A 22,212-nucleotide genomic window follows, 5' to 3' on the forward strand; every position below is an offset into this window, starting at 1 on the left:
AGGGAGGTAATGCATGAATATAAATAACAGTGAGTCACATAATTTTAATCATTTTTCCGATAAACAACGTACTAATCCTCTAATAAATAACCAATCGATCAGTAATAACGTACGTTCAAATAAAATCAGCCTCTCTAAATTTGTTGATGAACTCCCTATTCCACCTATTTTAAAACCTCTTTGGAAGGATCATTTTTATTCTTATTATGAAGTAAGAATGACGGAGTTCAAGCAATCTCTTCATAGTGAGTTAGATGATTCAACTGTTTGGGGATACGAAGGTAGTTACCCGGGACCTACAATTCAAGTTGAATCAGGTGAAATAGTGTTTATTAAATGGATCAATCATCTTCCTGATCGGCACTTGTTCCCCATAGACTATACAGTTCACGGTGCACATATGGATCTACCTGAAGTACGTACGGTTGTACATGTTCATGGTGCTTGTGTTGAATCAGATAGCGATGGTTATCCTGAAGCTTGGTTTACTAGGGACTTTATTCAAGTTGGCCGTTATTTTAAAAAGCAAGTTTATCGATATGATAATTGCGATTGTGCCTCGACACTTTGGTACCATGATCATACACTTGGTATTACTAGACTCAATGTTTATGCTGGATTAGCAGGTTTCTATTTAATAAGTGATCAAAATGAGCATTTATTCAATTTACCTAGTGGGAAGTATGATGTTCCGCTTATGATACAAGACAAAAGTTTTAATCATGATGGATCACTTTTTTATCCAAATCAACCAGATAAACCTATCAAAGAATTGCAGACGTCTATTCTGCCTGAATTTGTTGGAGATACGATTGTTGTTAATGGTAAAGTGCATCCCTATTTTAATGTTGAACCAAGAAAATATCGATTCAGATTACTAAACGCTTCGAATACACGCTTTTTTCGATTTACGCTTGATTCCGGTCAGCTTATGTATCAAATCGCAACAGAAGGTGGGTTTATGCAGCACCCTATTGGAATCAATGAACTTATGTTATCTCCTGCCGAACGTGCAGAAGTCATCATTGATTTTACGAATCTTGAAGGTAAATCTATTATTCTAAAGAACGATGCCCCTGCCCCGTTTCCAGATGGAAATGCCGTTGATGAAAATACAGGGACTATCATGCAGTTTAGAGTTACTTTGCCTTTGTCAAATATTGATACTAGTATGATCCCAGGTTATATGATGAGTATTCCAAAAATAAATGAACGGTCTGTTTCAATGGAGCGATATCTCACATTAAATCACGAGATGGATCAATACGGACGAGAAATTATGTTATTGGATAACAAACACTGGGATGCGCCGATTTCTGAAAACCCGAAGTTAGGCTCGACCGAAATATGGTATTTAATTAACTTAACGCCTGATGCTCATCCAATCCATCTTCACTTAATTGATTTCCAAATAGTAGACCGGAGAAATTTTGATGTAGAAAAATATAAGAAAGAAAGGATCATTCATTACACAGGACCAGCTATCACACCAAAACCACAAGAAAATGGATGGAAGGACACTGTTCAGTCTAATCCAAACCAAGTAACTAGAATCATAATGAAGTTTGGACCTTTCACAGGATTATATGTTTGGCACTGTCATATGTTAGAGCATGAGGACTATGAAATGATGAGGCCATATATTGTTATTCAATAGTGGCAAAAAAAAAACCACTTACAATCCAAATAATTGGATTGTAAGTGGTTTTAGTATTAATTTTTTTGTAATGCTTCGTCTAATTTGTTAATTAGAATACTTAATGTTGTGCGCTCAGCTTCTGAAAGTGGTACAAGTGGTAAACGAACACCACCAACATCTAAACCTTTCATTTGTAAAGCTGTTTTGATTGGACTTGGGCTTGGAGCCATGAAGAATCCATCAAATAATGGCAAAAGCTTACGGTGTAAGAATTGTGCTTTAGCCATATCTCCTGTGAAGAAGCTTTCAGCTAATTGCTGCATTTCATTTCCTAACACGTGAGATGCTACTGAAACAGTTCCTTTTGAACCAATTGCAAATGCTGGTAACGTTAAACCGTCATCGCCACAATATAATTCAAAATCTTCAGGAGTACGATCAATAATTTCTGTCATGATACCTAAGTTACCAGTCGCATCTTTAATTGCAACTACGTTTTTTATTTCTGCAAGTCTTACAACTGTGTCTACAGAAAGGCTAGCTATTGTTCTTCCTGGTACATTATATAACATTACAGGTAGTTCAGTACTTTCTGCTGCAGCTTTAAAATGTTGATATAGACCTTCTTGGTTTGGTTTATTGTAATAAGGTACAACAACCATGATTGCGTCTACGCCTAAAGCTGAAACCTTTTTAGTTAATTCTACTGTTTCACGTGTATTATTACTTCCAGTACCCGCTACTACTGGTACTCTACCATTTGCAGCTGAGACAACGTGACTGATTAACGCTAATTTCTCTTCAGTCGTTAAAGTTGGAGATTCACCAGTTGTACCGCATACTACGATTGAATCAGTCCCATTTTCTATTAAGTAGTTCACAAGTTTTGTTGTTTTTGCGAAATCAATGTTACCTTTTGAATCAAAAGGAGTTACCATTGCTGTTGAAATTTTACCAAATCTACTCATTGTTCCACTCCGATCAAATATTAATCCACTTTAACTGAACTAAGTTCAAATGCATCATGAAGTGCCGTAACCGCTTCGACCATATCTTCATTTTTTACAAGTACCCAAATAGTCGTATGGCTGTCTGCTGATTGTAAAATTTGAATTCCTTTTTCAGCAAGTGCTGTTACAATTTTAGAAGTTACTCCAGGTACTCCAGCAATTGCAGCTCCAACGATTGATACTTTCGCACAACCTGTAGTGTATGAAGGCTCGTAGCCAATTCCTTTTAGTACATCAATTGCTTTAGTAGAAACCTCATCACTCACTGTGTATACAACACCATTTGGAGAAATATTAATAAAGTCTACACTTATTCCTTTATTTGCCATCGCTTTAAATACTTGAGAATGTAAATCAAATGTATGTTCCTTTGATGTTACTCTAATTTGTGTAACATTAGGTACATGTGCGATTCCTGTAATTAATCGATCATGAATACCTTCACCAATGATTCGCTGTGTTGGATTCGATGTTACTAGTGTACCTAAACTAGTTGAATACGTTGAACGAATTCGAATAGGTACTTTTCCTTGCATTGCAATTTCGACAGCTCGAGGATGAATTACTTTTGCCCCTTGATATGCCATATTACAAATTTCTGCATAAGTAACAACAGATAATGGTCTAGCTTCTTTTACAATTCTTGGGTCGGCTGTCATTACGCCTTCAACATCGGTAAAAATTTCGATTGTTTCTGCGCCTACTGCAACACCAAGAGCAGAAGCAGATGTATCACTTCCACCTCTACCTAAAGTCGTGGTATCACCATTAGATGTTGATCCTTGGAAACCTGCAACTACTACTACATCGTAGTTTTCTAATTCTTTCAATAATCGGCCACACTTCATATCTAAAATTTTCGCATTACCGAATTCATCATTTGTTCTGAAGCCAGCCGATGCTCCTGTCATTGCCATAGCGTGAATACCATTTTCATTTAATAAATTTGAAAAGACAATTGATGAAATTGTTTCTCCACATGACATTAATAAATCAAGTTCTCGTTGAGTAACTTTACTTTTTTTGGCACCAACTAAATTTAATAGTGTATCCGTTGCATAAGGCTCACCTTTTCGTCCCATTGCAGATACAACTACTACTAGTTTATAACCATTTTCTAACGCTTTTTTTATATGCTTAAGTGCGTGCTTTCTACCATTTTCATCACGTACTGAAGTCCCACCAAATTTTTGGACTAATATTTTCATTCTTGCACCTCTCTAGCAGTTTTCACTAAATGATGCTTAACTCAATTAATCTTTCAGCAATTTGCACTGAATTCCAAGCAGCACCTTTTAACAGATTATCTGATACAATCCATAAATGGAATCCTAATGGATTATCTAAGTCTTTACGGATACGTCCTACAAATACTTCATTACTTCCAATACTGTAATATGGCATTGGATATAGTTGTTGTTCTGGATCATCTTGTAAAACGATTCCAGGTGCATCACTTAATAGTGATTTTAATTCTTCTACCGATACTTCTTTATCAACTTCAATATATACTGACTCTGAATGACCAGAAATTACAGGTAGTCTTACGCATGTTGCACTAATTTGTAATTCAGGTAAATGCATGATTTTTTTAGTTTCATTTATCATTTTCATTTCTTCATAAGTATATCCATTTTCAGTAAATACGTCGATTTGTGGAATTGCATTAAAAGCAATTTGATAATGTTTTTCACCACTTTTTACCGGTAATACTGATGGAGTAGCTTCTTCGCCATTTAAGAAAGCTTGAGCTTGATCCTTTAACGCTTCAATCGCTGTAACTCCAGCACCTGAAACAGCTTGGTAAGTAGAAACTACTACTTTATTTAAACCAATTGTTTGACGAATTGGTTCAAGTGCAACAACCATTTGAATTGTTGAACAGTTAGGGTTAGCAATAATACCTTTATGATTAAATAAATCTTTGTCATTTACTTCAGGTACAACTAATGGCACATCTACAGCCATTCTGAAAGCACTAGTGTTATCTACTACAACTGCTCCTCTTTTTACTGCTTCTGGAGCTAGTTCTTTCGATACAGATCCCCCAGCACTAAATAAAGCAATATCTACACCTTCGAATGCTTCAGGAGTAGCTTCTTGTACGATAACTTCTTGCCCATTGAATGATAACTTTGTTCCTGCAGAACGTTTTGATGATAAGTATTTAATTTCTTTAATTGGAAAATTTCTTTTTTCTAATGTTGCAATCATTTGTTGTCCAACTGCACCAGTCGCACCTACTACAGCTACTACATAACTTTGTTTATTCCCCACTTTTTTTGCACCATCCCTGTTTTCACTTTTATTAAATAGTTTACGTCAAATGAAGTTGATATTCAAAGGTTTTCGCTTGAATAATTATTTTCATAGTAACGAGTATGTATCCTAATGACACATACTCAATTTTCTTCATTCTAACATAGAAAAAATAATTCAGTATTATTTTTTCTAAAATAATTATTGTAGATCACGATATTTTTCAACTAGAACTGGTTGAAGCTGTTTTCCTTCTATTGAAGATTTAACTGTATCAAGTAATGCTTCCATTCTTGCTACTAATGAATTTGGTTTTTTTACAGGATCGTCTTGACCAAAGGGAATAAAATATATATTTTTTGTACTCATTAAACGCATTAAATTATGGCTTAGAGGATAATACCTATTTAATCAGTTTATCGTTTTATATGGGACATATAAATTGACTTAAAAGGAAGTATCATAAAGGATTTAATTGGGGATTGAAACAAGAAAGCAGTTAAAATAATGAATAATGCAATTTCATCCTATTGATGATTGTTAACATAATAGTAAGAGTATACATAATTCAATTGTTTTTTAATGCAAGTATTATAAAATGTTTGTTTGTAATCATTATAGAGTACTCTTAAAAAGCTATCTCTAATCGATTTAATTGTTAAATTATGAAACCTCAAATAACATTCAGTCCAAAAAAACATATTATTTGAAAAAGTTTCATCGTCAATTTCAAAGAATGATCGTACAGCTTTCACTCCCATATTTCCTAACAATACGGAAACATCCTCCACGTCAACATTTGCATCGAGTTCAAAAATGACAATCTGAGAATCACTTCTATGATGTTTTTGTGAACTACTTACTGAGTATCCTATTAATTCACCATTTGTTAGATTTAAAGCAACTACCGATTTGGCATAATCTAATGTCCAATTTTTATAAGCTAGCTCCAACACATCTCTAATTCTAACATTTGAAATTAAATGCTCGGCATGTTTTTGTTCAATCAGTTTTTCCACTTTATTTAGTTGTTTTTTGAATTGATATTCGATAATAACCAACATTCCTCTCTATGATGAATATTTAAACTCACTATCACCATAAATACGTTCCTTTTGTAAAAAAAATGACAGATTTTTGAATAATCTGTCCTAGACTGCTCGCCAAACGCTCGCTTCTTTCGTAATTGGTCTATCTTCGGTGCTCATTATCCCGTAACAAACTAGCAATACTATTCAACTACTTGTATCGTCATATTAGTGTCATGGCCTTTATTATATCTTCAGAAAAAATGATTGCATATTTAGTTTTTTACCGTTGTAAAAGGATAAAAAATATAGTCTAACAAGGGCTGGAGGCATCGTATCTAAAGGTTTGTTAAATTTAAGTGGCCGTCCAAAAATCTTAATCGACACATTAGCGATCTTGACTGTCTTGTCATAAAGGAAAGTGTGAGGGTATCTAAGTGGTTTTTTTCAATAAGAGTTGATTATACGAGCTCCATTTATGGATATTTAATGAGATAATTCCTAAAAACACAAAAAAGAGGTTATCCCTATCACACTATCGGGACACCCTCTAGTTTAATAATCATCCTTATTCTCCAACTCTTGTTTAATAATTTTCCAGCCAATTAGGTGGATTTCTTCGAGGATTTTTATTTTATTTTCTTCCGATACATCAATAGGTGCAATGATATTGACTTTTGTTTTTCCAAATTGATAGGTAGCAGTAAATTCTGTTTGTTTGCTCAGTTTCACCACCCCCGTAATTTATTATATGATTCGTTTGGATACGGACTAACCAATCTTTTAATAAGGTTACGAGAGCTTCACAAATTAATTAATTCCTTAATTAGACATATACATAGTCTAAGAGGTGAAAAATAAATGAAACGTGTTGCTTTGTATTTACGGAAAAGTCGTGCGGATCTTGATGCTGAAGCCCGTGGTGAAGGTGAAACTTTATCAAAACATAAAGAGCAGCTTTTAAAATTCGCACAAGATAGTCAGTTAAATATAATTTGTATTCGGCAGGAAATTGCTTCTGGTGAATCACTTGTTTATCGGCCGGAAATGCTTAAGCTCTTACAAGAGGTCGAAGAATTTAAATATGATGGTGTACTTGTAATGGATATGGATCGGCTTGGACGCGGTAATATGAAGGAACAAGGAATTATATTAGAAACCTTTAAATCTTCCAAAACAAAAATTATTACGCCTAGAAAGACTTATGATCTACATGATGAGTTCGATGAAGAATATAGTGAATTTGAAGCTTTTATGGCTCGAAAAGAGTTGAAAATTATTACTCGTAGACTTCAACGAGGTCGTATTTTATCAGTTCAAAGAGGCAATTACATCGGAACTTTTGCTCCTTATGGCTATGATTTATATGAAACAAAAGAATTTCGTTCTTTAAGTATTAATATTGAACAGGCAACAGTAGTAAAAAGTATTTTCGAATGGTATACAAAAGAATTGATTGGTGCAACTGAGATTGCGAACCGATTAAATCAAATGAATATACCTTCTTTTTCGGGTAAGAAGTGGAGCTATCATTCTATTCTTGAAATGATAAAAAATCCTACTTACATTGGTAAAATAACCTGGAATAAAAAAAATGGCAAGGGTGTAAGAAAGCCTAAATCTGAGTGGCTTATAGTTGATGGAAAACATGATGCAATTATCGATAACGAAGTATTTAATTCGGCACAAGAAATTTTAGGTAGTCGTTATCATGCTCCTTATAATAGTAAGTTAAGCAATCAACTAGCTGGATTAATTTTTTGTAGTAAATGTGGTTCAAAATTACAGCAGCGCTATCCGAAAGGAAAACCTAGACAAATTGTTTGTACAAATAACCGCTGTAATACTCGGTCCTCCTATACTCATTTAGTTGAAGAGAGGATATTACAAGGATTAGAAATTTGGTTAAAAGAGTATAAACTAAGTTTTAAAAATCTATTAGAGATCAACGACTTTGAAGTTATTAATTTAAAAAAACAAGCACTTAAGCAAATCGAAAATGATTTAAAGGAAGTAGAAAAACAAAAAAATAATTTATTTAATTTTTTAGAACGTGGAGTTTATGATGAATCCATTTATATTGAACGCTCTGAGATACTCTCTAATCGTTTTAAAGAGCTCTCAAATAGTAAGACCTTAATAGTAGAAGAATTGTCAAAATATCAACAAAGAGAACAGTTTAAAGAGCAAGTGATTCCAACAGTTGAAAACGTGCTAGATTTATATTTCAAAACAACTGATATAGAACTTAAAAATCGTCTACTGAAATCAATCCTAATTAAGGTTGAATATCAAAAAGAAACACATCAAAAATTAGATGATTTTAGTATTATTCTTTATCCGAAGCTACCAAAATGATTTTGGTGTTTGGTATTATCATCTAAGTCACATTAAATTAGTTCCATTTAAACCTAAAGCATCATTTGTAGAAATACCTAAAACAACAGGGTTTCCATTTCTCAAAGTAGCTTTAGCTGCCATTAATACAGGGCTGTCAGTTTGAGCATTAGCAAACTTACTCATTGAATTACCCGTTAAAGGTGCAATTACCATACAATCTAATTGTACTTTTGGTCCAAATGGTTCTGCTCCTACAATTGAATCAACTGTTTTACGCCCTGTTATTTCTTCAATTTTTTTGATCCAGTCTTCTCCTACACCAAATCTTGTTGTTGTACTTTTTACTGTAAATGTAACTACAGGATATACGTCAGCTCCATCATCGACTAATTTTTGAATTTGGGGTACGACCTCTTCATAAGTACAATGAGAACCTGTAATTCCAAATCCTATTTTCTTACCTTTTAAACTCATTACGATTGCTCCTTCCTTTTCTCTAAATCTTCTTTTAATAGCTGTGTTAGTACGTTTGCGATTATTTGCCCTGCTGTTTTAGGAGCAACGATTCCTGGTAAACCTGGTGCTAATAATGCTTTAATACCTCTTTTTTCAGCATAACGAAAATCTGTTCCTCCAGGTTTTGAAGCTAAATCAATAATTAGCGCATGTGGCTGTAATTTTGAAATGACCCCTGCAGTGACAATTAAAGTAGGAACTGTATTAATAACAATATCAACATCCTTTAAGGCTTCTTCAATGTTCTTGAATTCAAATGCTTCTAAGCCCATTTCAACGATTCTTGCAATATGTTCAGATTTACGAGCGCCTACTTTTACTTTAGCCCCTAAATTATGAAAGGTCCTTCCGACACTCATTCCTGTGCGACCTAAACCTAATACCGCTACTTTAGAATTATGAATCGTGTATTCAGTGTGTTGAATTACCATCATAATTGTTCCTTCAACAGTTGGAATACTATTATAAATTGCTACATCATCACGTTCAAATAATTTTACTAATTTTCGATTTGAAGCTGCAACTATACTATCTAAGTAAGAGTTACTGATTCCGGAGTAAATCGTACAATGAGCTGGAGTACTATCTAATATTTCTTTCGTCAAAACAACTTTTTCATTTGAAAAAATTGTATCAACAACTCCTTCAATATTCGTACCTGGTACTGGTAGAAGAATTGCATCTAGATCTTCAAAATTAGCATCTGCCATTAATTCTTTTGATGCACTTGTAAAACCACTATCTAATTGTTCGAAACCTATTAATGTTACTTTTGCGTCTAACTCTGTTAACTTCCGAATAACTTCTAACTGTCTGGCGTCCCCGCCAATAACAGCAATGTGCAAGCCAGTTAACATGCAGCATTCACCTTCTTTACTTCACTATGGTAAATGGAAATTAATAATTTGTAAGCAGGACTACCGCCTAACATCTTTCTCCTAAATATCTTATGAATCTTCCTTTGCATTGGTGAAGATTCTTTCTAAAATTAAGGCCCAGTAATCAAAAAGTATTTATCAGAAAAAATAAAAGAGGATCCTTAACCTTTGTTAAGGACCCTCTCATTCATAATCTTAATGTTTTAAATTAGATGGAATTATCCCATCTGGACTAACTAATGCAACTGCATAATCGTCTGTAAAGACAAAGTTTGCAATATCATTTACATTTTCAATCGTAACGTCATCAATTAATTTGATTATTTCATCTAATGAACGATGATGACCAATCATTAATTCATTTTTACCATTACGACTCATTCTGCTATTTGTACTTTCTAAGCCTAACATTAAATTACCTTTTAATTGTTCTTTACAATTAATTAATTCTTTTTCTGATATGCCATCTGCCTTTAAAACTTTTAAAGTTTCTTGGATTGTTTCAAATAATTGGTTTACTTGGCTTTTACCAGTACCACCATATATTGCCACCATACCACTGTCTTGATATGCAGAATGATATGAGAAAACTGAGTAAGCAAGTCCTTTTTGTTCACGAACATCTTGGAATAATCGACTACTCATACTACCGCCAAGAATATTATTTAAGGCGATTAATGGATATAAATCCTTATGTCCTAGTTCAAGACCTCTATATCCGATACAAAGATGTGCTTGTTCTGTTTCTTTTTTACGAGAAATTTCTCCATAATGAATTGTAGGAATCCCAAAGTTAACGTCTTTCTTTTTCCCTTCATAATTTCCAAATAAATCTTCAACTCGTTTAATAAAAGATTCATCAATATTACCAGCAATCGAAATAACGACTTGATCTGGTGTATAAAAATCATTCATATATTGGCGTAGTGTATCGCCATTAAAAGTTTTTAAAGTTTCTTCAGTACCTAATATTGGATACCCTAGTGGATGAGTTTCATACATAACCTTGCTTAGTAAGTCATGTACTAAGTCATCTGGTGTATCATCGTACATTTTAATTTCTTCTAGTACTACATTTTTTTCTTTTTCTAATTCACCCTCGTCAAAAGTTGAATTAAAGAACATATCCCCTAGTACTTCTAATGCGTAATCTGCATGTGTATCTAAAACTTTAGCGTAATAACAAGTATATTCTTTTGAAGTAAAAGCATTTACTTGTCCACCAATTGAATCAAAACTTTCCGCAATTTCTTTAGCATTGCGCGTTTTAGTACCTTTAAAGAACATATGCTCTAGAAAATGCGAAACGCCATTTAATTCTGGTGTTTCATTGTATGAACCAGTTTTAATCCATACACCTAGTGCAACGGAACGAACCGTTGAAATATTTTCAATAACTACTCTTACTCCATTTTTACAAGTATGTCGTACAATCATGTAATGCCTCCTATGTATACACCATCTATTTACAATTGTAATAAGATTGAAAAATTTAACTATATTTTACAATCATCTTAACAAAGCTGAATTCAATTGTCATTTGTTTTCAACTTTTTTAATTGTATCGTACCGTTTTTCATCTAATAAAGTTGAGATATTTACAACTTTCCTTCCTGATGTCTCAATTCTTGTAATCAATTCATCAAGCGCATCAGCTGTCGGTTTGGTTGGATGCATAAGAACGATCGTACCATTTTCTGCTTTTTTCATGACACGATTAATAATGACTTCTCTTGGTGGCTTTTGCCAATCAATCGTATCTGCTGTCCACATAATTGTTTTTAACCCTAAACTTGAAGCAATTTTTACCACTTCATCACGATAGCTACCGCTTGGAGGGGCAAACCATTCAACTTTATGATCGGTTGTAGCTAAAATTACAGAATTTGTTTCCACTATTTCATTTCTTATTTGTTGACTGCCTAATCTTGCCATATCAGGATGTGTATACGAATGATTACCAACCTCTTGGTCCGCAGCAATAATTAATTGAGCAACAGTTGGGTTATTTTTTACCCATCTACCTTCTAGAAAGAAAGTTGCTTTTGCATTGTGCTTCTTTAACACTTCCAACATTCTTGGAATGTATTCATTTCCCCAAGCCACATTAATCGTAAACGCTACCATTGGTTTTTCCGGATTCCCTTTATACACTGGTGATGGAGGTAAATCTTTTAAGTGAATTTTAGGAGAAACTTCTTTAAAAACTAGCTTACTCTTATCGAATTTGCCTTTTGCCTTCATTTTCCTATACGATGCATCTACATCAACCGCTAAACCGTTATACCCAGGAATGGCCTTCCAAACCGAATCCAAATAAGCATCTTTAGGAGGTATTTCATATGATGGTGCGTTTGTTTTAATTTCAGCTAGTAAATCATTTGTTTTTGCTGTTACTAGTGACGATTTTGCATTTAAATTCCTTACGTAATGATTAGTGTAATGATTTCTAACTACTAGAGTTGCTAGAAATAATGCCACAACTAATGCTAAGACTTTTAACCTACCTCTACTCATTTCCTAAACACCCTCCTACTAGAAGGAATATGATATTTTTGAATAAAATAGAACAAGCTCCCTACAAAATTATGTACTTATATGGTAATTTCTAGTTCTACTTTTTTATTGTAACCAAAAAAAAATATGAAACACAAAAAAATGCAGGAAAAAATAGGAAATGCGGAATCAAGGAAAGGAAGTATCTAGAAAGAGAGGGTAAAACAAAAAAATAAAAAAAAACAACAGGTTCACCTTAAGTGCCTGTTGTTCTTTATTATAAGGAAAGCTATACACTTTCTCTTTTTTAGTTTTGTTCAGCTTTTTCTTTTTGCTCTTTTAATACTGCTTTGCGAGATAAGTTAACTCGGCCTTGTTTGTCGATTTCAGTTACTTTTACAAGGATTTCGTCCCCAAGTGAAAGTACATCTTCAACTTTTGCAATACGCTCTTCTGCTATTTCAGAAATGTGTACTAAGCCATCTTTACCTGCAAAAATTTCAACGAATGCGCCGAATTTTTCAATACGTTTAACTTTACCCATGTATAGTTGGCCTACTTCTACTTCACGAACAAGGTCTTCAATAATTTGTTTTGCACGCTCGTTCATAGGTTGGTCTACAGATGAGATAAATACAGTACCATCTTGTTCAATGTCAATTTTTACGCCAGTTTCTTCAATAATTTTATTGATTTGTTTTCCACCAGGTCCGATAACATCTTTAATTTTATCTGGATTAATTGACATCATTAAGATTTTTGGAGCAAACTCAGATAATGCTGTTCTTGGTTCGCTAATTGTTGCCAACATTGAATCAAGAATTTGCATACGTCCAATTTTCGCTTGTTCTAAAGCTTCTTTTAAAATTTGTTCTGATAATCCATCGATCTTAATGTCCATTTGAAGTGCAGTAACACCTTTTGCAGTACCTGCAACTTTAAAGTCCATATCTCCTAAGTGATCTTCCATACCTTGAATATCTGTAAGGACTGAATAATGTTCACCAGATTTAATTAATCCCATTGCAATACCTGCAACTGGTGCTTTAATTGGTACACCTGCATCCATCATTGCTAATGTACTTGCACAAATACTAGCTTGTGAAGTTGATCCATTTGATTCAAGAACTTCTGAAACAAGACGGATTGTGTATGGGAAGTCTTTTTGATCCGGAATACTTGGCTCAAGAGCTCTTTCTCCTAGTGCTCCGTGACCAATTTCACGACGACCTGGTCCACGAATTGGTCCTGTTTCCCCAACGCTAAATTGTGGGAAATTATAATGGTGCATAAATCGTTTTGATTCTTCAATACCTAATCCATCAAGGATTTGTACGTCACCTAGAGCACCTAGTGTACAAATACTTAACGCTTGAGTTTGCCCACGAGTGAATAAACCAGAACCATGCGTACGTGGTAGTAAACCAACTTGTGAAGATAATGGACGGATTTCATCTAATTTTCTTCCATCTGGACGTACTTTTTCAACTGTAATTAATCGGCGAACTTCTTCTTTTACAAGCATTGAAAGAATTTCTTTTACTTGTCCAATTGTCTCGTCGTCCGCTTCATTTTCTTCAAAATGTAGAACAACGCGTTCTTTTACTACATTGATCGCATCTTCACGAGCATGTTTTTCATGAACTTGGATTGCTGCGTTTAATTCTTCTTCACAAATTTCGCGAATTTGTTTTTCTAATTCCGCATTAATTTCATGAAGTTGAATTTCTAATTTTTCTTTACCAATTTGAGCTACTATATCTTCTTGGAAAGCAATTAATTTTTTAATTTCTTCATGACCAAACATGATTGCTTCAAGCATTACTTCTTCTGGCACTTCGTCAGCTCCAGCTTCAACCATGTTAATTGCATCTTTTGTTCCAGCTACGGTTAAATTAATGTCACTGTTTTCAGCTTGTTCAACAGTTGGATTAATAATAAATTCGCCGTTTATACGACCGACTACTACTCCAGCAATTGGTCCATTAAAAGGAATGTCAGATACGCATAGAGCTAATGAACTACCAAACATAGCAGCCATTTCTGATGAGCAATCTTGATCTACACTCATAACCATACTGATTACTTGTACTTCATTACGGAATCCATCTGCGAATAATGGTCGAATTGGACGGTCAATTAATCGACTCGCTAAAATTGCTTTTTCACTTGGTCTACCTTCACGTTTAATAAATCCACCAGGAATTTTACCTACTGCATATAAACGCTCTTCATAGTTTACTGTTAATGGGAAAAAGCTAACTTTTTTAGGTTCTTTTGATGCAGTTGCTGATGATAATACGACAGTATCTTCGTATCTTACTAAAACTGCTCCATTTGCTTGCTTAGCTAATTGTCCTACTTCAACTGTAAGAGTTTTACCAGCAAGCTCCGTGGAAAAAACGTGCTTTTGTTGTTCCATATGGTATAAATACCCCTCTCTAATTTACAATTCAATGTTTAGATTAAATTATGTAAAAAATCGTATATTCTCTATTATCTCCTATGTTTAGTAAAGAAATCAACTAACGAGAAAAAGAGATTAAATATTTATAAATTTAACATCGAATGAACACTTAATTTAAGTCGATATGTATAAGAAAAAGCGGGAAGAATCCCGCTTTTTCTAAAAGTATCAAATTAATACTCGAAATTAACGACGTAAACCTAATTTGTTAATTAATTCACGGTAACGAGTAATGTCTTTGTTACGTAAGTAGTTAAGTAAGTTACGACGCTTACCAACCATTTTTAATAAACCACGACGAGAGTGGTGATCTTTTTTGTGAGTACGTAAGTGCCCATTTAAAGAGTTAATGTTTTCAGTTAAAACTGCAATTTGAACTTCTGGAGAACCAGTATCGTTTGCATGAGTTTTGTAAGTGCTGATAATTTCGTTTTTACGTTCTTGAGTTAATGCCATGTTAATTCACCTCATAATATTATTGTTGAACACCTATCACCTAGCAGTCGTCGGTGAATCGATCAGCCAAGCAACGGTTTTTCAAATACTTTATTAAGTTTACATTGTTTTAACTATAAAAGCAAGTCTTGTAAATTAGTTATTTCGAAAATAACTTTTTACAGTTTCTCGATCTTTTTGTAATTGATCAATCAGTTCATTGATTCCATTAAATTTCTTTTCATCACGTATTCTTGTGTACCAGAATAATTCTACTTCATTTCCATAAATATCATCGTTAAAATCAAATATATTTACTTCAATTGTTTGTTTTTGGAATTCATGATAAAAAGTTGGTTTGTATCCTATATTACACATACCTTCATACAGTTGTCCGTTAACGATACATTTTACTGCATAAACACCAACTGAAGGTAATGCATACGGTATTGAAACAGAAATATTAGCTGTCGGAAATCCAATTGTTCTACCACGTTTGTCCCCGTCTACAACTATTCCCTTTATTTGATACTGTCTACCAAGTAAATGAGTAGCATCTTCCATTTCGCCGGCTTTTATTGCTTCTCTAATGCGAGTCGAACTAACTTTTTCTTCATCTAAAACAAATTTCGTTACGGTTGATTGAGTAAATTCACCTCGAGAATGGAATGGTAATGATTCCATGTTCCCTTTACCATATTTTCCAAATGAAAAATCAAATCCAGCTACAACATGTTTTGCATTTAAAGAAATAATATATTGATCGACAAATTCTTGTGGTTGGAGATTTGCAAATTCCTCTGAAAATTCAACTACAAATAATTGGTCTACACAAAGTTTCTCCATCCACTTCACTTTTAGTTCCAAAGGCGTCAAATAAGAAATCGCATCATCACGATTTCCAAGTATAGCAGATGGATGAGGATCAAATGTCATTACTGATAATAATAATCCTTTTTCATCCGCAATCTCTTTGGCTGTTTTTATGACTTGTTGATGACCTATATGTACTCCATCAAAAAAGCCAAGTGCTAAGACCGTTTCTTTACAATCTTCTTTTTTTATTGAATGAGGATGGGTGATTTTTATTACTTTTGTCATTTATATCACCTTTTCTATAATCAAGTCTCTTTTCCCATTATAGAACAATGATTAAAATTTATATAGTTTTTTCTATTGGTTATGAAATACTCTTGTTGGTTTAATGACTTGATTATTTTTAGGATTTGGAGTATACATTGCAATAATTTTGTTATTTTCGTTATAGACTGCAATATATTCTTCTTCTTTACAATTCATTGTGTTAGGAAAAAATCCACCATTAAATACTCTTACTTCTTCTTCGGCAGTCACATTTAAACGAGGATACTCATTTAGTGCTTGCTCCATCGTTAGCATCACACGATCAAGAGTTGCTGCTTCAGTAGCTTCTTCTAGTTCCTCTAATGTTACACAATCATCTATTGTAAATGCACCAGCTTTTGTTCTAGTTAAATAAGACATATGTGCAGGGTAACCTAACAGTTCACCCATTTGAACAGCTAACGTCCTAATATATGTACCTTTACTACAGAACACTTCAAATTTAAATGAAATTGTTTCTCCTTCAAATACTTCTCGATCATCAAGTAACATCATTTCAAAAATCGTAATCGTTCTAGTTGGACGTTCTACTTCGATTCCTGCTCGCGCATATTCATATAACTTTTTACCATTTACTTTAACTGCTGAATACATTGGAGGTGTTTGCTGAATATCACCTGTTAATTGATTTAAAACAGTTAAAATTTCTTCACGAGTAATAACTCGATCAACATTCTTTTGCTCAACTATTTCACCATGTGCATCCTCAGTTGTTGTAGAAAAACCTAAAGTAATTTCACCAATATATTTTTTACGATCATCAGTTAAATATGGTATTAGCTTTGTTGCTTCACCAATACATATTGGCAAAACACCCGTTACTTCGGGATCAAGTGTACCTGTATGACCAACCTTTTTTGTTTTTAAAATTTTTCTAATTTTAAAGACACAGTCATGAGAGGTAAGACCTGCTGGTTTATTCAGTGCGATTACGCCATTCATCTTATCACCTATAATTTATTTTTTGCATGATGAAAAATGGATAGACGAATCACTCGCCTATCCATTCATTATCAGTTATTTTCTTTATTAATTTGAGTTAGCAATGTTTCAATTCGATTACCATAATCGACTGACTCATCAAATTCAAAAATTAATTCTGGAGTCTTACGTAAACGAATACGTTGACCAATTTCAGAACGAATAAATCCTTTTGCTTTCGCTAAACCAATTAATGTATTCTGACGTTGTTCATCGTCACCTAATACTGAAATATAGACTTTAGCTTGTTGAAGGTCACCAGTTACTTGAACGTCAGTAACTGTTACGAAGCCGATTCTTGGATCTTTAATTTTTCTACCAATAATTTCACCAAGCTCTTTCTTCATTTGTTCCCCAACTCGATGTGCTCTTACTTTCATACTTTCACCTCTATCTTACAAAGCAAAACATTTCGTGCTTTCATACGATTAGTTTAACTAATTGTATAAATAATTATTTATGTTGCTTACCTAATCATTTGAGACCGGTTCACTTTTTCTAACATAAAGCGACTTGCCCCTCTAATTAGCTTACTTCGGGGGCAAAGTGAGTCGCTTCATTTTTCGTTATTTACGTTTAATTTCTTCCATTACATAAGCTTCGATTACGTCGCCTTCTTTAATATCATTGTATTTCTCGATCGTAATACCACATTCGTAGTTTGTAGCTACTTCTTTAACGTCATCTTTGAAACGTTTTAAAGTATCTAATTGACCTTCAAATACAACAATACCGTCACGAATTAAGCGAACTCCGCTATCACGAGTGATTTTACCTTCAGTTACATAACATCCAGCAATTGTTCCAACTTTTGATACTTTAAATACTTGGCGTACTTCCGCTTGACCGATTACTTTTTCTTCGAACTCAGGGTCTAGCATACCTTTCATCGCAGCTTTGATCTCTTCGATTGCTTTGTAAATAATACGGTGTAATCGAATATCAACTTTTTCTAAATCAGCAGTACGTTTTGCATTTACATCAGGACGTACATTGAAACCAATAATGATTGCATTAGATGCTGAAGCTAAGATTACATCAGACTCAGTAATTGCACCTGCGCCAGTATGGATAATTTTAACTTTTACGCCTTCAACTTCAATTTTTTGTAATGAACCTGCCATCGCTTCAACAGAACCTTGTACGTCTGCTTTTACAATTAAGTTGATTTCTTTTACATTACCTTCTTGAATTTGAGCAAATAAATCTTCAAGAGATAATTTTGAGCTTTCGCTACGTTGTTGAAGAACTGCTTTTGAAGCACGAGCTTCACCAACTTGACGTGCACGTTTCTCATCAGCAAATACCATAAAGCGGTCGCCAGCTTGAGGAACTTCATTTAAACCAGTAATTTCCACTGGAGTTGATGGGCCAGCTTCTTTAATTCGACGACCTAAGTCATTTACCATCGCACGTACACGACCAAATGAAGTACCAACTACAATTGGATCTCCTACTTTTAATGTACCATTTTGAACTAATAATGTTGCAACTGAACCTTTACCTTTATCTAATTCAGCTTCAATTACAGTTCCTAGTGCTTTACGAGTAGGATTTGCTTTATATTCTTCTACTTCACTAACTAAAAGAATCATTTCAAGTAACTGATCAACACCTTCACCATTTAATGCTGAAATTGGAACAAAGATTGTGTCTCCACCCCATGCCTCTGATACAATACCGTGTTCAGTTAATTCCTGCATTACACGATCTGGGTTTGCAGCTTCTTTATCCATTTTATTCACAGCAATGATAATAGGTACTTCTGCTGCTTTTGCGTGGTTGATTGCTTCTACTGTTTGAGGCATAACACCGTCATCAGCTGCTACAACGATAATTGTAATATCAGTAACTTGTGCTCCACGTGCACGCATTGTAGTAAACGCTGCGTGACCAGGAGTATCTAAAAATGTAATTTTCTTTCCTTCGATTTCTACTTGGTAAGCACCGATATGTTGAGTGATACCACCTGCTTCTCCAGCAGTTACCTTTGATTTACGAATATAGTCAAGTAAAGTTGTTTTACCATGGTCAACGTGACCCATAATTGTTACAACTGGTGGACGTTCTTCTAAAGAAGCTTCATCATCAGCTTCATCAATAAAGCCTTCGAATTCTGTTTCATCAACAATTACTTCTTCTTCTACTTCAACACCATAGTCACTTGCTAATAATTCTATTGTGTCTTTATCAAGGTCTTGGTTAATTGTTGCCATAATGCCAAGCATGAATAATTTTTTAATTAATTCTGATGGTTCTTTACCTAATTTTTTTGCAAGCTCAGATACTTTTAAAGAACCTGAGAAAATTATTTTATTTGAGGTATTATCGGTCGAGTTATTTTTATGATTCATATTTTGAATGCCTTTCTTTATCCCTGTCGTTTGTCGATCTTCATTTTGACTGCTTTGCTTTTGGCTATCAGTCTTTTTCTTTTTATTACTGTTCTTTTTTGACTTTACTTCTGTTTCTTCTAGTTGATAATCTTCTTCGAAATCAAGCTCTTCACTAACTTCTACATTAAATGCAGGAATTACCTTAAAAGAAGGTTTAGCTTTTTGGGGTTGTTTTATCTCAACAGTTTTAGGCTGAAAACTCACATTTAACTTTTCAACAATATCTTCTGCAATTGTGGCCATATGATTCTTTACTTCGATTTTTAAATCCTTGAGTCTTTCAATAATTTCCTTACTTGAAACATTTTGCTTTTTAGCATACTCATAAATTCTAATTTTCGTCATACGTTCACCCCCAGATTAGTCCATTAATTTAATAATGTCTGAAGTTTTGTTGCAAATCCTTGATCAGTAATTGCAACGACCACGCGAGCATCTTTCCCAATAGCGTGCCCTAATTCATATCGATTTTCAACATAGCAAAGTGGTGTATTGTAATAAGTTGTTTTGTCTTTTATTTTCTTCGCGGTTAAATCGGAAGCATCCTTTGACAAAATCACTAGCTTTGCTCTTTTTTGCTGGACCTCTTTTACAACTAACTCCTCGCCTGAAACCACTTTTCGAGCTCTAGCTGCAAGTCCTAATAATGACAAGCCTTTATCTATCATGTTTGGTCCTTTTCAATAAAAGCAATTAGTTCGTCATATAAGCTAGTATCAATTTTAGCGTTTAATTGCTGTTCTAAAGTATTTTTTTGTTGAGCTAGTTTCACAACTTCAACAGATTTTGTTAAGTACGCGCCACGACCCGATTTTTTACCACTTGGATCAATTGACACTTCTCCTTCTTTAGAACGCACAATTCTTATTAATTCTTTTTTTGGTTTCATTTCTTGTGTAACAACACACTTACGTAATGGAATTTTTCGATTCATGAGTTTACTCACTCCTCATTAAAGTCGTCAGCGTAAGCTTCAAAACTATCATTAGAAACTGTTACTTCTTGTGCTGGTGATGTATAGTCAATCCCAATTTTATCTGCATCTGACTGTGATTTAATATCAATTTTCCATCCAGTTAAACGCGCAGCTAATCTTGCATTTTGACCTCTTTTTCCAATTGCAAGAGACAATTGGTGATCCGGCACAACTACAGTAGTTGCTTTATCATCTTCATTAACTAAAACTCTAATGACTTGTGATGGACTTAGTGCATTTGCTACAAATTCTACTGGATCAGAAGACCAACGTACAATGTCAATCTTTTCACCTTTTAATTCATTCACGATTGATTGAACACGTTGTCCTTTTTGACCTACACAAGCACCTACTGGATCTAAATCTGGATTTGATGTATAGACTGAAATTTTAGAGCGGTCTCCAGCTTCACGAGCTACAGAACGAATTTCTACAACTCCATCATATATTTCAGGTACTTCAGTTTCAAATAAGCGTTTTAGTAATCCAGGGTGTGTACGTGATACAAAAATTTGTGGTCCTTTAGACGTTTTTTCAACTTTTGTAACAAATACTTTAATGCGGTCATGGATTTTGTATTTCTCAGTTGGAATTTGTTCTGTTACAGGAAGCACTGCTTCTATTTTACCTAAGTTAACATAAATTGCTCGAGAGTCGATACGTTGTACTGTACCTGTCATCATATCTTCTTGACGATCAATGTATTCAGAGTAAATTACACCGCGTTCTGCTTCACGAACTCTTTGTGTTACTACTTGTTTAGCAGTAGTTGCAGCAACTCGTCCAAAGTCTTTTGGAGTTACTTCTAACTCAATGACATCTCCAACCATAAAGTTTGGATTATGCGTTTGAGCTTCTTCAACAGTAATTTCTAAACGAGTATCAAACACATTGCTTACAACTTCTTTTCTTGCAAATACACGAATTGAACCATTATGTAGGTTAAAATCAACTCGAACATTTTGTGCTTGATTAAAATTACGTTTATAAGCAGAAATTAAAGCCGCTTCAATCGCTTCAATTACCACATCTTTGCTAATTCCTTTTTCTCTTTCAATTATTTCTAATGCTGTTAATAACTCCGAACTCATTAAAAGTACCCCCTACTTAGAAAAACGTAACAGCAAGTCTTGCACTTGCGATTTTTGGTGTTGGAATTGTAATCATTTTTTTTCTCGTTTTAATCGTTAATTCTAACTGAACTTCTTCTGACGTATAGGATATTAATTTTCCTTCAAATTTCTTTTCGTCAAGGATTGGCTCGTAAGTTTTGATGAAAACTTGTTTTCCAATCGCTTTGATAAAGTCCTGTTCTTTTTTTAATGGACGCTCAGCACCAGGTGATGAAACATCTAAGAAGTAAAGATTTTCAATTGGATCTTTTTCATCTAATACTTCACTAAGTTTTTCACTTACTCCGGCACATTGTTCCAAATCAATTCCATTCTCACTATCTATAAATACTCGAAGGAACCAGTCTTTTCCTTCTTTTACGTATTCTACATCAACTAATTCTAATCCTAGTTGTTCAATTATTGGTTGCGCTAATTCCGTTACAACCTCTGTGACCTTCTTACTCAAGAAGTATCCTCCTTCCAAACATAACAAGATGAAAATTCCCTGCTATTTAGCAGGGAAATTATCTTTA

Annotated in this window: 20 protein-coding genes and 2 pseudogenes; 2 read left to right on the forward strand and 20 right to left on the reverse strand. The window is 34.0% G+C overall.

Translation table 11 applies throughout. The features are described from left to right. Positions 1 to 124 precede the first annotated feature (124 nt). Positions 125 to 1,657 carry a multicopper oxidase family protein gene (locus ACFCYN_RS07595; protein ID WP_375948550.1) on the forward strand — a complete coding sequence of 511 codons (1,533 nt, stop codon included), beginning with the start codon at positions 125 to 127 and terminating at the stop codon, positions 1,655 to 1,657. A 56-nt stretch (positions 1,658 to 1,713) separates the two neighbouring features. Here ACFCYN_RS07595 and dapA read toward each other — a convergent pair whose 3' ends face one another. The 6 genes and pseudogenes from dapA to ACFCYN_RS07625 form a co-directional block, all read right to left on the reverse strand. Next, positions 1,714 to 2,607, reverse strand: a complete 894-nt coding sequence (gene dapA, locus ACFCYN_RS07600; protein WP_375948507.1) for a 4-hydroxy-tetrahydrodipicolinate synthase — start codon at positions 2,605 to 2,607, stop codon at positions 1,714 to 1,716. Positions 2,608 to 2,627: 20 nt separating this feature from the next. Beyond that, positions 2,628 to 3,857 carry an aspartate kinase gene (dapG, locus tag ACFCYN_RS07605; protein WP_172445223.1) on the reverse strand — a complete coding sequence of 410 codons (1,230 nt, stop codon included), beginning with the start codon at positions 3,855 to 3,857 and terminating at the stop codon, positions 2,628 to 2,630. Positions 3,858 to 3,882: 25 nt separating this feature from the next. Further along, positions 3,883 to 4,926, reverse strand: a complete 1,044-nt coding sequence (gene asd / locus ACFCYN_RS07610; RefSeq protein ID WP_172445224.1) for an aspartate-semialdehyde dehydrogenase — start codon at positions 4,924 to 4,926, stop codon at positions 3,883 to 3,885. Positions 4,927 to 5,109: 183 nt separating this feature from the next. Next, positions 5,110 to 5,292 (reverse strand): annotated as a pseudogene (gene spoVFB, locus ACFCYN_RS07615) (dipicolinate synthase subunit B); the annotation flags it as partial. 143 nt (positions 5,293 to 5,435) lie between these two features. Continuing rightward, positions 5,436 to 5,969, reverse strand: a complete 534-nt coding sequence (locus ACFCYN_RS07620; protein WP_375948509.1) for a hypothetical protein — start codon at positions 5,967 to 5,969, stop codon at positions 5,436 to 5,438. A 522-nt stretch (positions 5,970 to 6,491) separates the two neighbouring features. Next, entirely contained in the window at positions 6,492 to 6,668 is a 177-nt protein-coding gene (locus ACFCYN_RS07625) for a cell division protein FtsZ (RefSeq protein WP_172445226.1), read from the reverse strand. Positions 6,669 to 6,797: 129 nt separating this feature from the next. On the opposite strand from ACFCYN_RS07625, the gene ACFCYN_RS07630 reads away from it, so the two are divergent. After that, entirely contained in the window at positions 6,798 to 8,294 is a 1,497-nt protein-coding gene (locus tag ACFCYN_RS07630) for a recombinase family protein (RefSeq protein ID WP_375948511.1), read from the forward strand. A gap of 30 nt (positions 8,295 to 8,324) precedes the next feature. Here the strand turns inward: ACFCYN_RS07630 and dpaB are convergent. The 14 genes and pseudogenes from dpaB to rimP all read right to left on the reverse strand — a co-directional run. Then, positions 8,325 to 8,750: pseudogene (gene dpaB / locus ACFCYN_RS07635) on the reverse strand (dipicolinate synthase subunit B); the annotation flags it as partial. Further along, the gene (dpaA, locus tag ACFCYN_RS07640; RefSeq protein ID WP_098117466.1) at positions 8,750 to 9,649 is read right to left on the reverse strand and encodes a dipicolinic acid synthetase subunit A; all 900 of its coding nucleotides are present in this window, start codon (positions 9,647 to 9,649) and stop codon (positions 8,750 to 8,752) included. The gene dpaA and the pseudogene dpaB, both read right to left, overlap by 1 nt. Before the next feature lie 216 nt (positions 9,650 to 9,865). Further along, complete coding sequence (locus ACFCYN_RS07645; RefSeq protein WP_172445228.1) at positions 9,866 to 11,107, reverse strand: M16 family metallopeptidase; 1,242 nt, start codon at positions 11,105 to 11,107, stop codon at positions 9,866 to 9,868. 99 nt (positions 11,108 to 11,206) lie between these two features. Next, positions 11,207 to 12,187, reverse strand: a complete 981-nt coding sequence (locus ACFCYN_RS07650; protein WP_375948514.1) for a polysaccharide deacetylase family protein — start codon at positions 12,185 to 12,187, stop codon at positions 11,207 to 11,209. A gap of 286 nt (positions 12,188 to 12,473) precedes the next feature. Then, positions 12,474 to 14,588 (reverse strand): polyribonucleotide nucleotidyltransferase, encoded by a 2,115-nt coding sequence (gene pnp, locus ACFCYN_RS07655; RefSeq protein ID WP_375948516.1) that lies wholly within the window; start codon positions 14,586 to 14,588, stop codon positions 12,474 to 12,476. Positions 14,589 to 14,819: 231 nt separating this feature from the next. After that, positions 14,820 to 15,089, reverse strand: a complete 270-nt coding sequence (gene rpsO / locus ACFCYN_RS07660; RefSeq protein WP_025568545.1) for a 30S ribosomal protein S15 — start codon at positions 15,087 to 15,089, stop codon at positions 14,820 to 14,822. Between the two features lie 135 nt (positions 15,090 to 15,224). Next, the gene (gene ribF / locus ACFCYN_RS07665; protein ID WP_375948518.1) at positions 15,225 to 16,169 is read right to left on the reverse strand and encodes a bifunctional riboflavin kinase/FAD synthetase; all 945 of its coding nucleotides are present in this window, start codon (positions 16,167 to 16,169) and stop codon (positions 15,225 to 15,227) included. A gap of 72 nt (positions 16,170 to 16,241) precedes the next feature. After that, positions 16,242 to 17,153, reverse strand: coding sequence for a tRNA pseudouridine(55) synthase TruB (gene truB / locus ACFCYN_RS07670; RefSeq protein WP_375948520.1), 912 nt, complete (start codon positions 17,151 to 17,153; stop codon positions 16,242 to 16,244). 71 nt (positions 17,154 to 17,224) lie between these two features. Next, entirely contained in the window at positions 17,225 to 17,572 is a 348-nt protein-coding gene (gene rbfA / locus ACFCYN_RS07675) for a 30S ribosome-binding factor RbfA (RefSeq protein WP_025568543.1), read from the reverse strand. A gap of 186 nt (positions 17,573 to 17,758) precedes the next feature. Beyond that, complete coding sequence (gene infB, locus ACFCYN_RS07680; RefSeq protein WP_375948523.1) at positions 17,759 to 19,933, reverse strand: translation initiation factor IF-2; 2,175 nt, start codon at positions 19,931 to 19,933, stop codon at positions 17,759 to 17,761. Positions 19,934 to 19,956: 23 nt separating this feature from the next. Continuing rightward, the gene (locus ACFCYN_RS07685) at positions 19,957 to 20,256 is read right to left on the reverse strand and encodes a YlxQ family RNA-binding protein (RefSeq protein WP_098117473.1); all 300 of its coding nucleotides are present in this window, start codon (positions 20,254 to 20,256) and stop codon (positions 19,957 to 19,959) included. Beyond that, a complete protein-coding gene (gene rnpM, locus ACFCYN_RS07690; protein WP_172445234.1) occupies positions 20,253 to 20,522 on the reverse strand; it encodes an RNase P modulator RnpM in 270 nt (89 codons plus the stop codon). The genes ACFCYN_RS07685 and rnpM overlap by 4 nt, the downstream gene beginning before the upstream one ends. Positions 20,523 to 20,530: 8 nt before the next feature. After that, entirely contained in the window at positions 20,531 to 21,655 is a 1,125-nt protein-coding gene (gene nusA / locus ACFCYN_RS07695) for a transcription termination factor NusA (RefSeq protein WP_172445235.1), read from the reverse strand. A 16-nt stretch (positions 21,656 to 21,671) separates the two neighbouring features. Beyond that, entirely contained in the window at positions 21,672 to 22,145 is a 474-nt protein-coding gene (rimP, locus tag ACFCYN_RS07700) for a ribosome maturation factor RimP (protein ID WP_098117476.1), read from the reverse strand. Between the last annotated feature and the right edge of the window lie 67 nt (positions 22,146 to 22,212).

The sequence above is a fragment of the Gottfriedia sp. NPDC056225 genome, assembly GCF_042267765.1.
Classification (GTDB): Bacteria; Bacillota; Bacilli; order Bacillales; family Bacillaceae_G; genus Gottfriedia.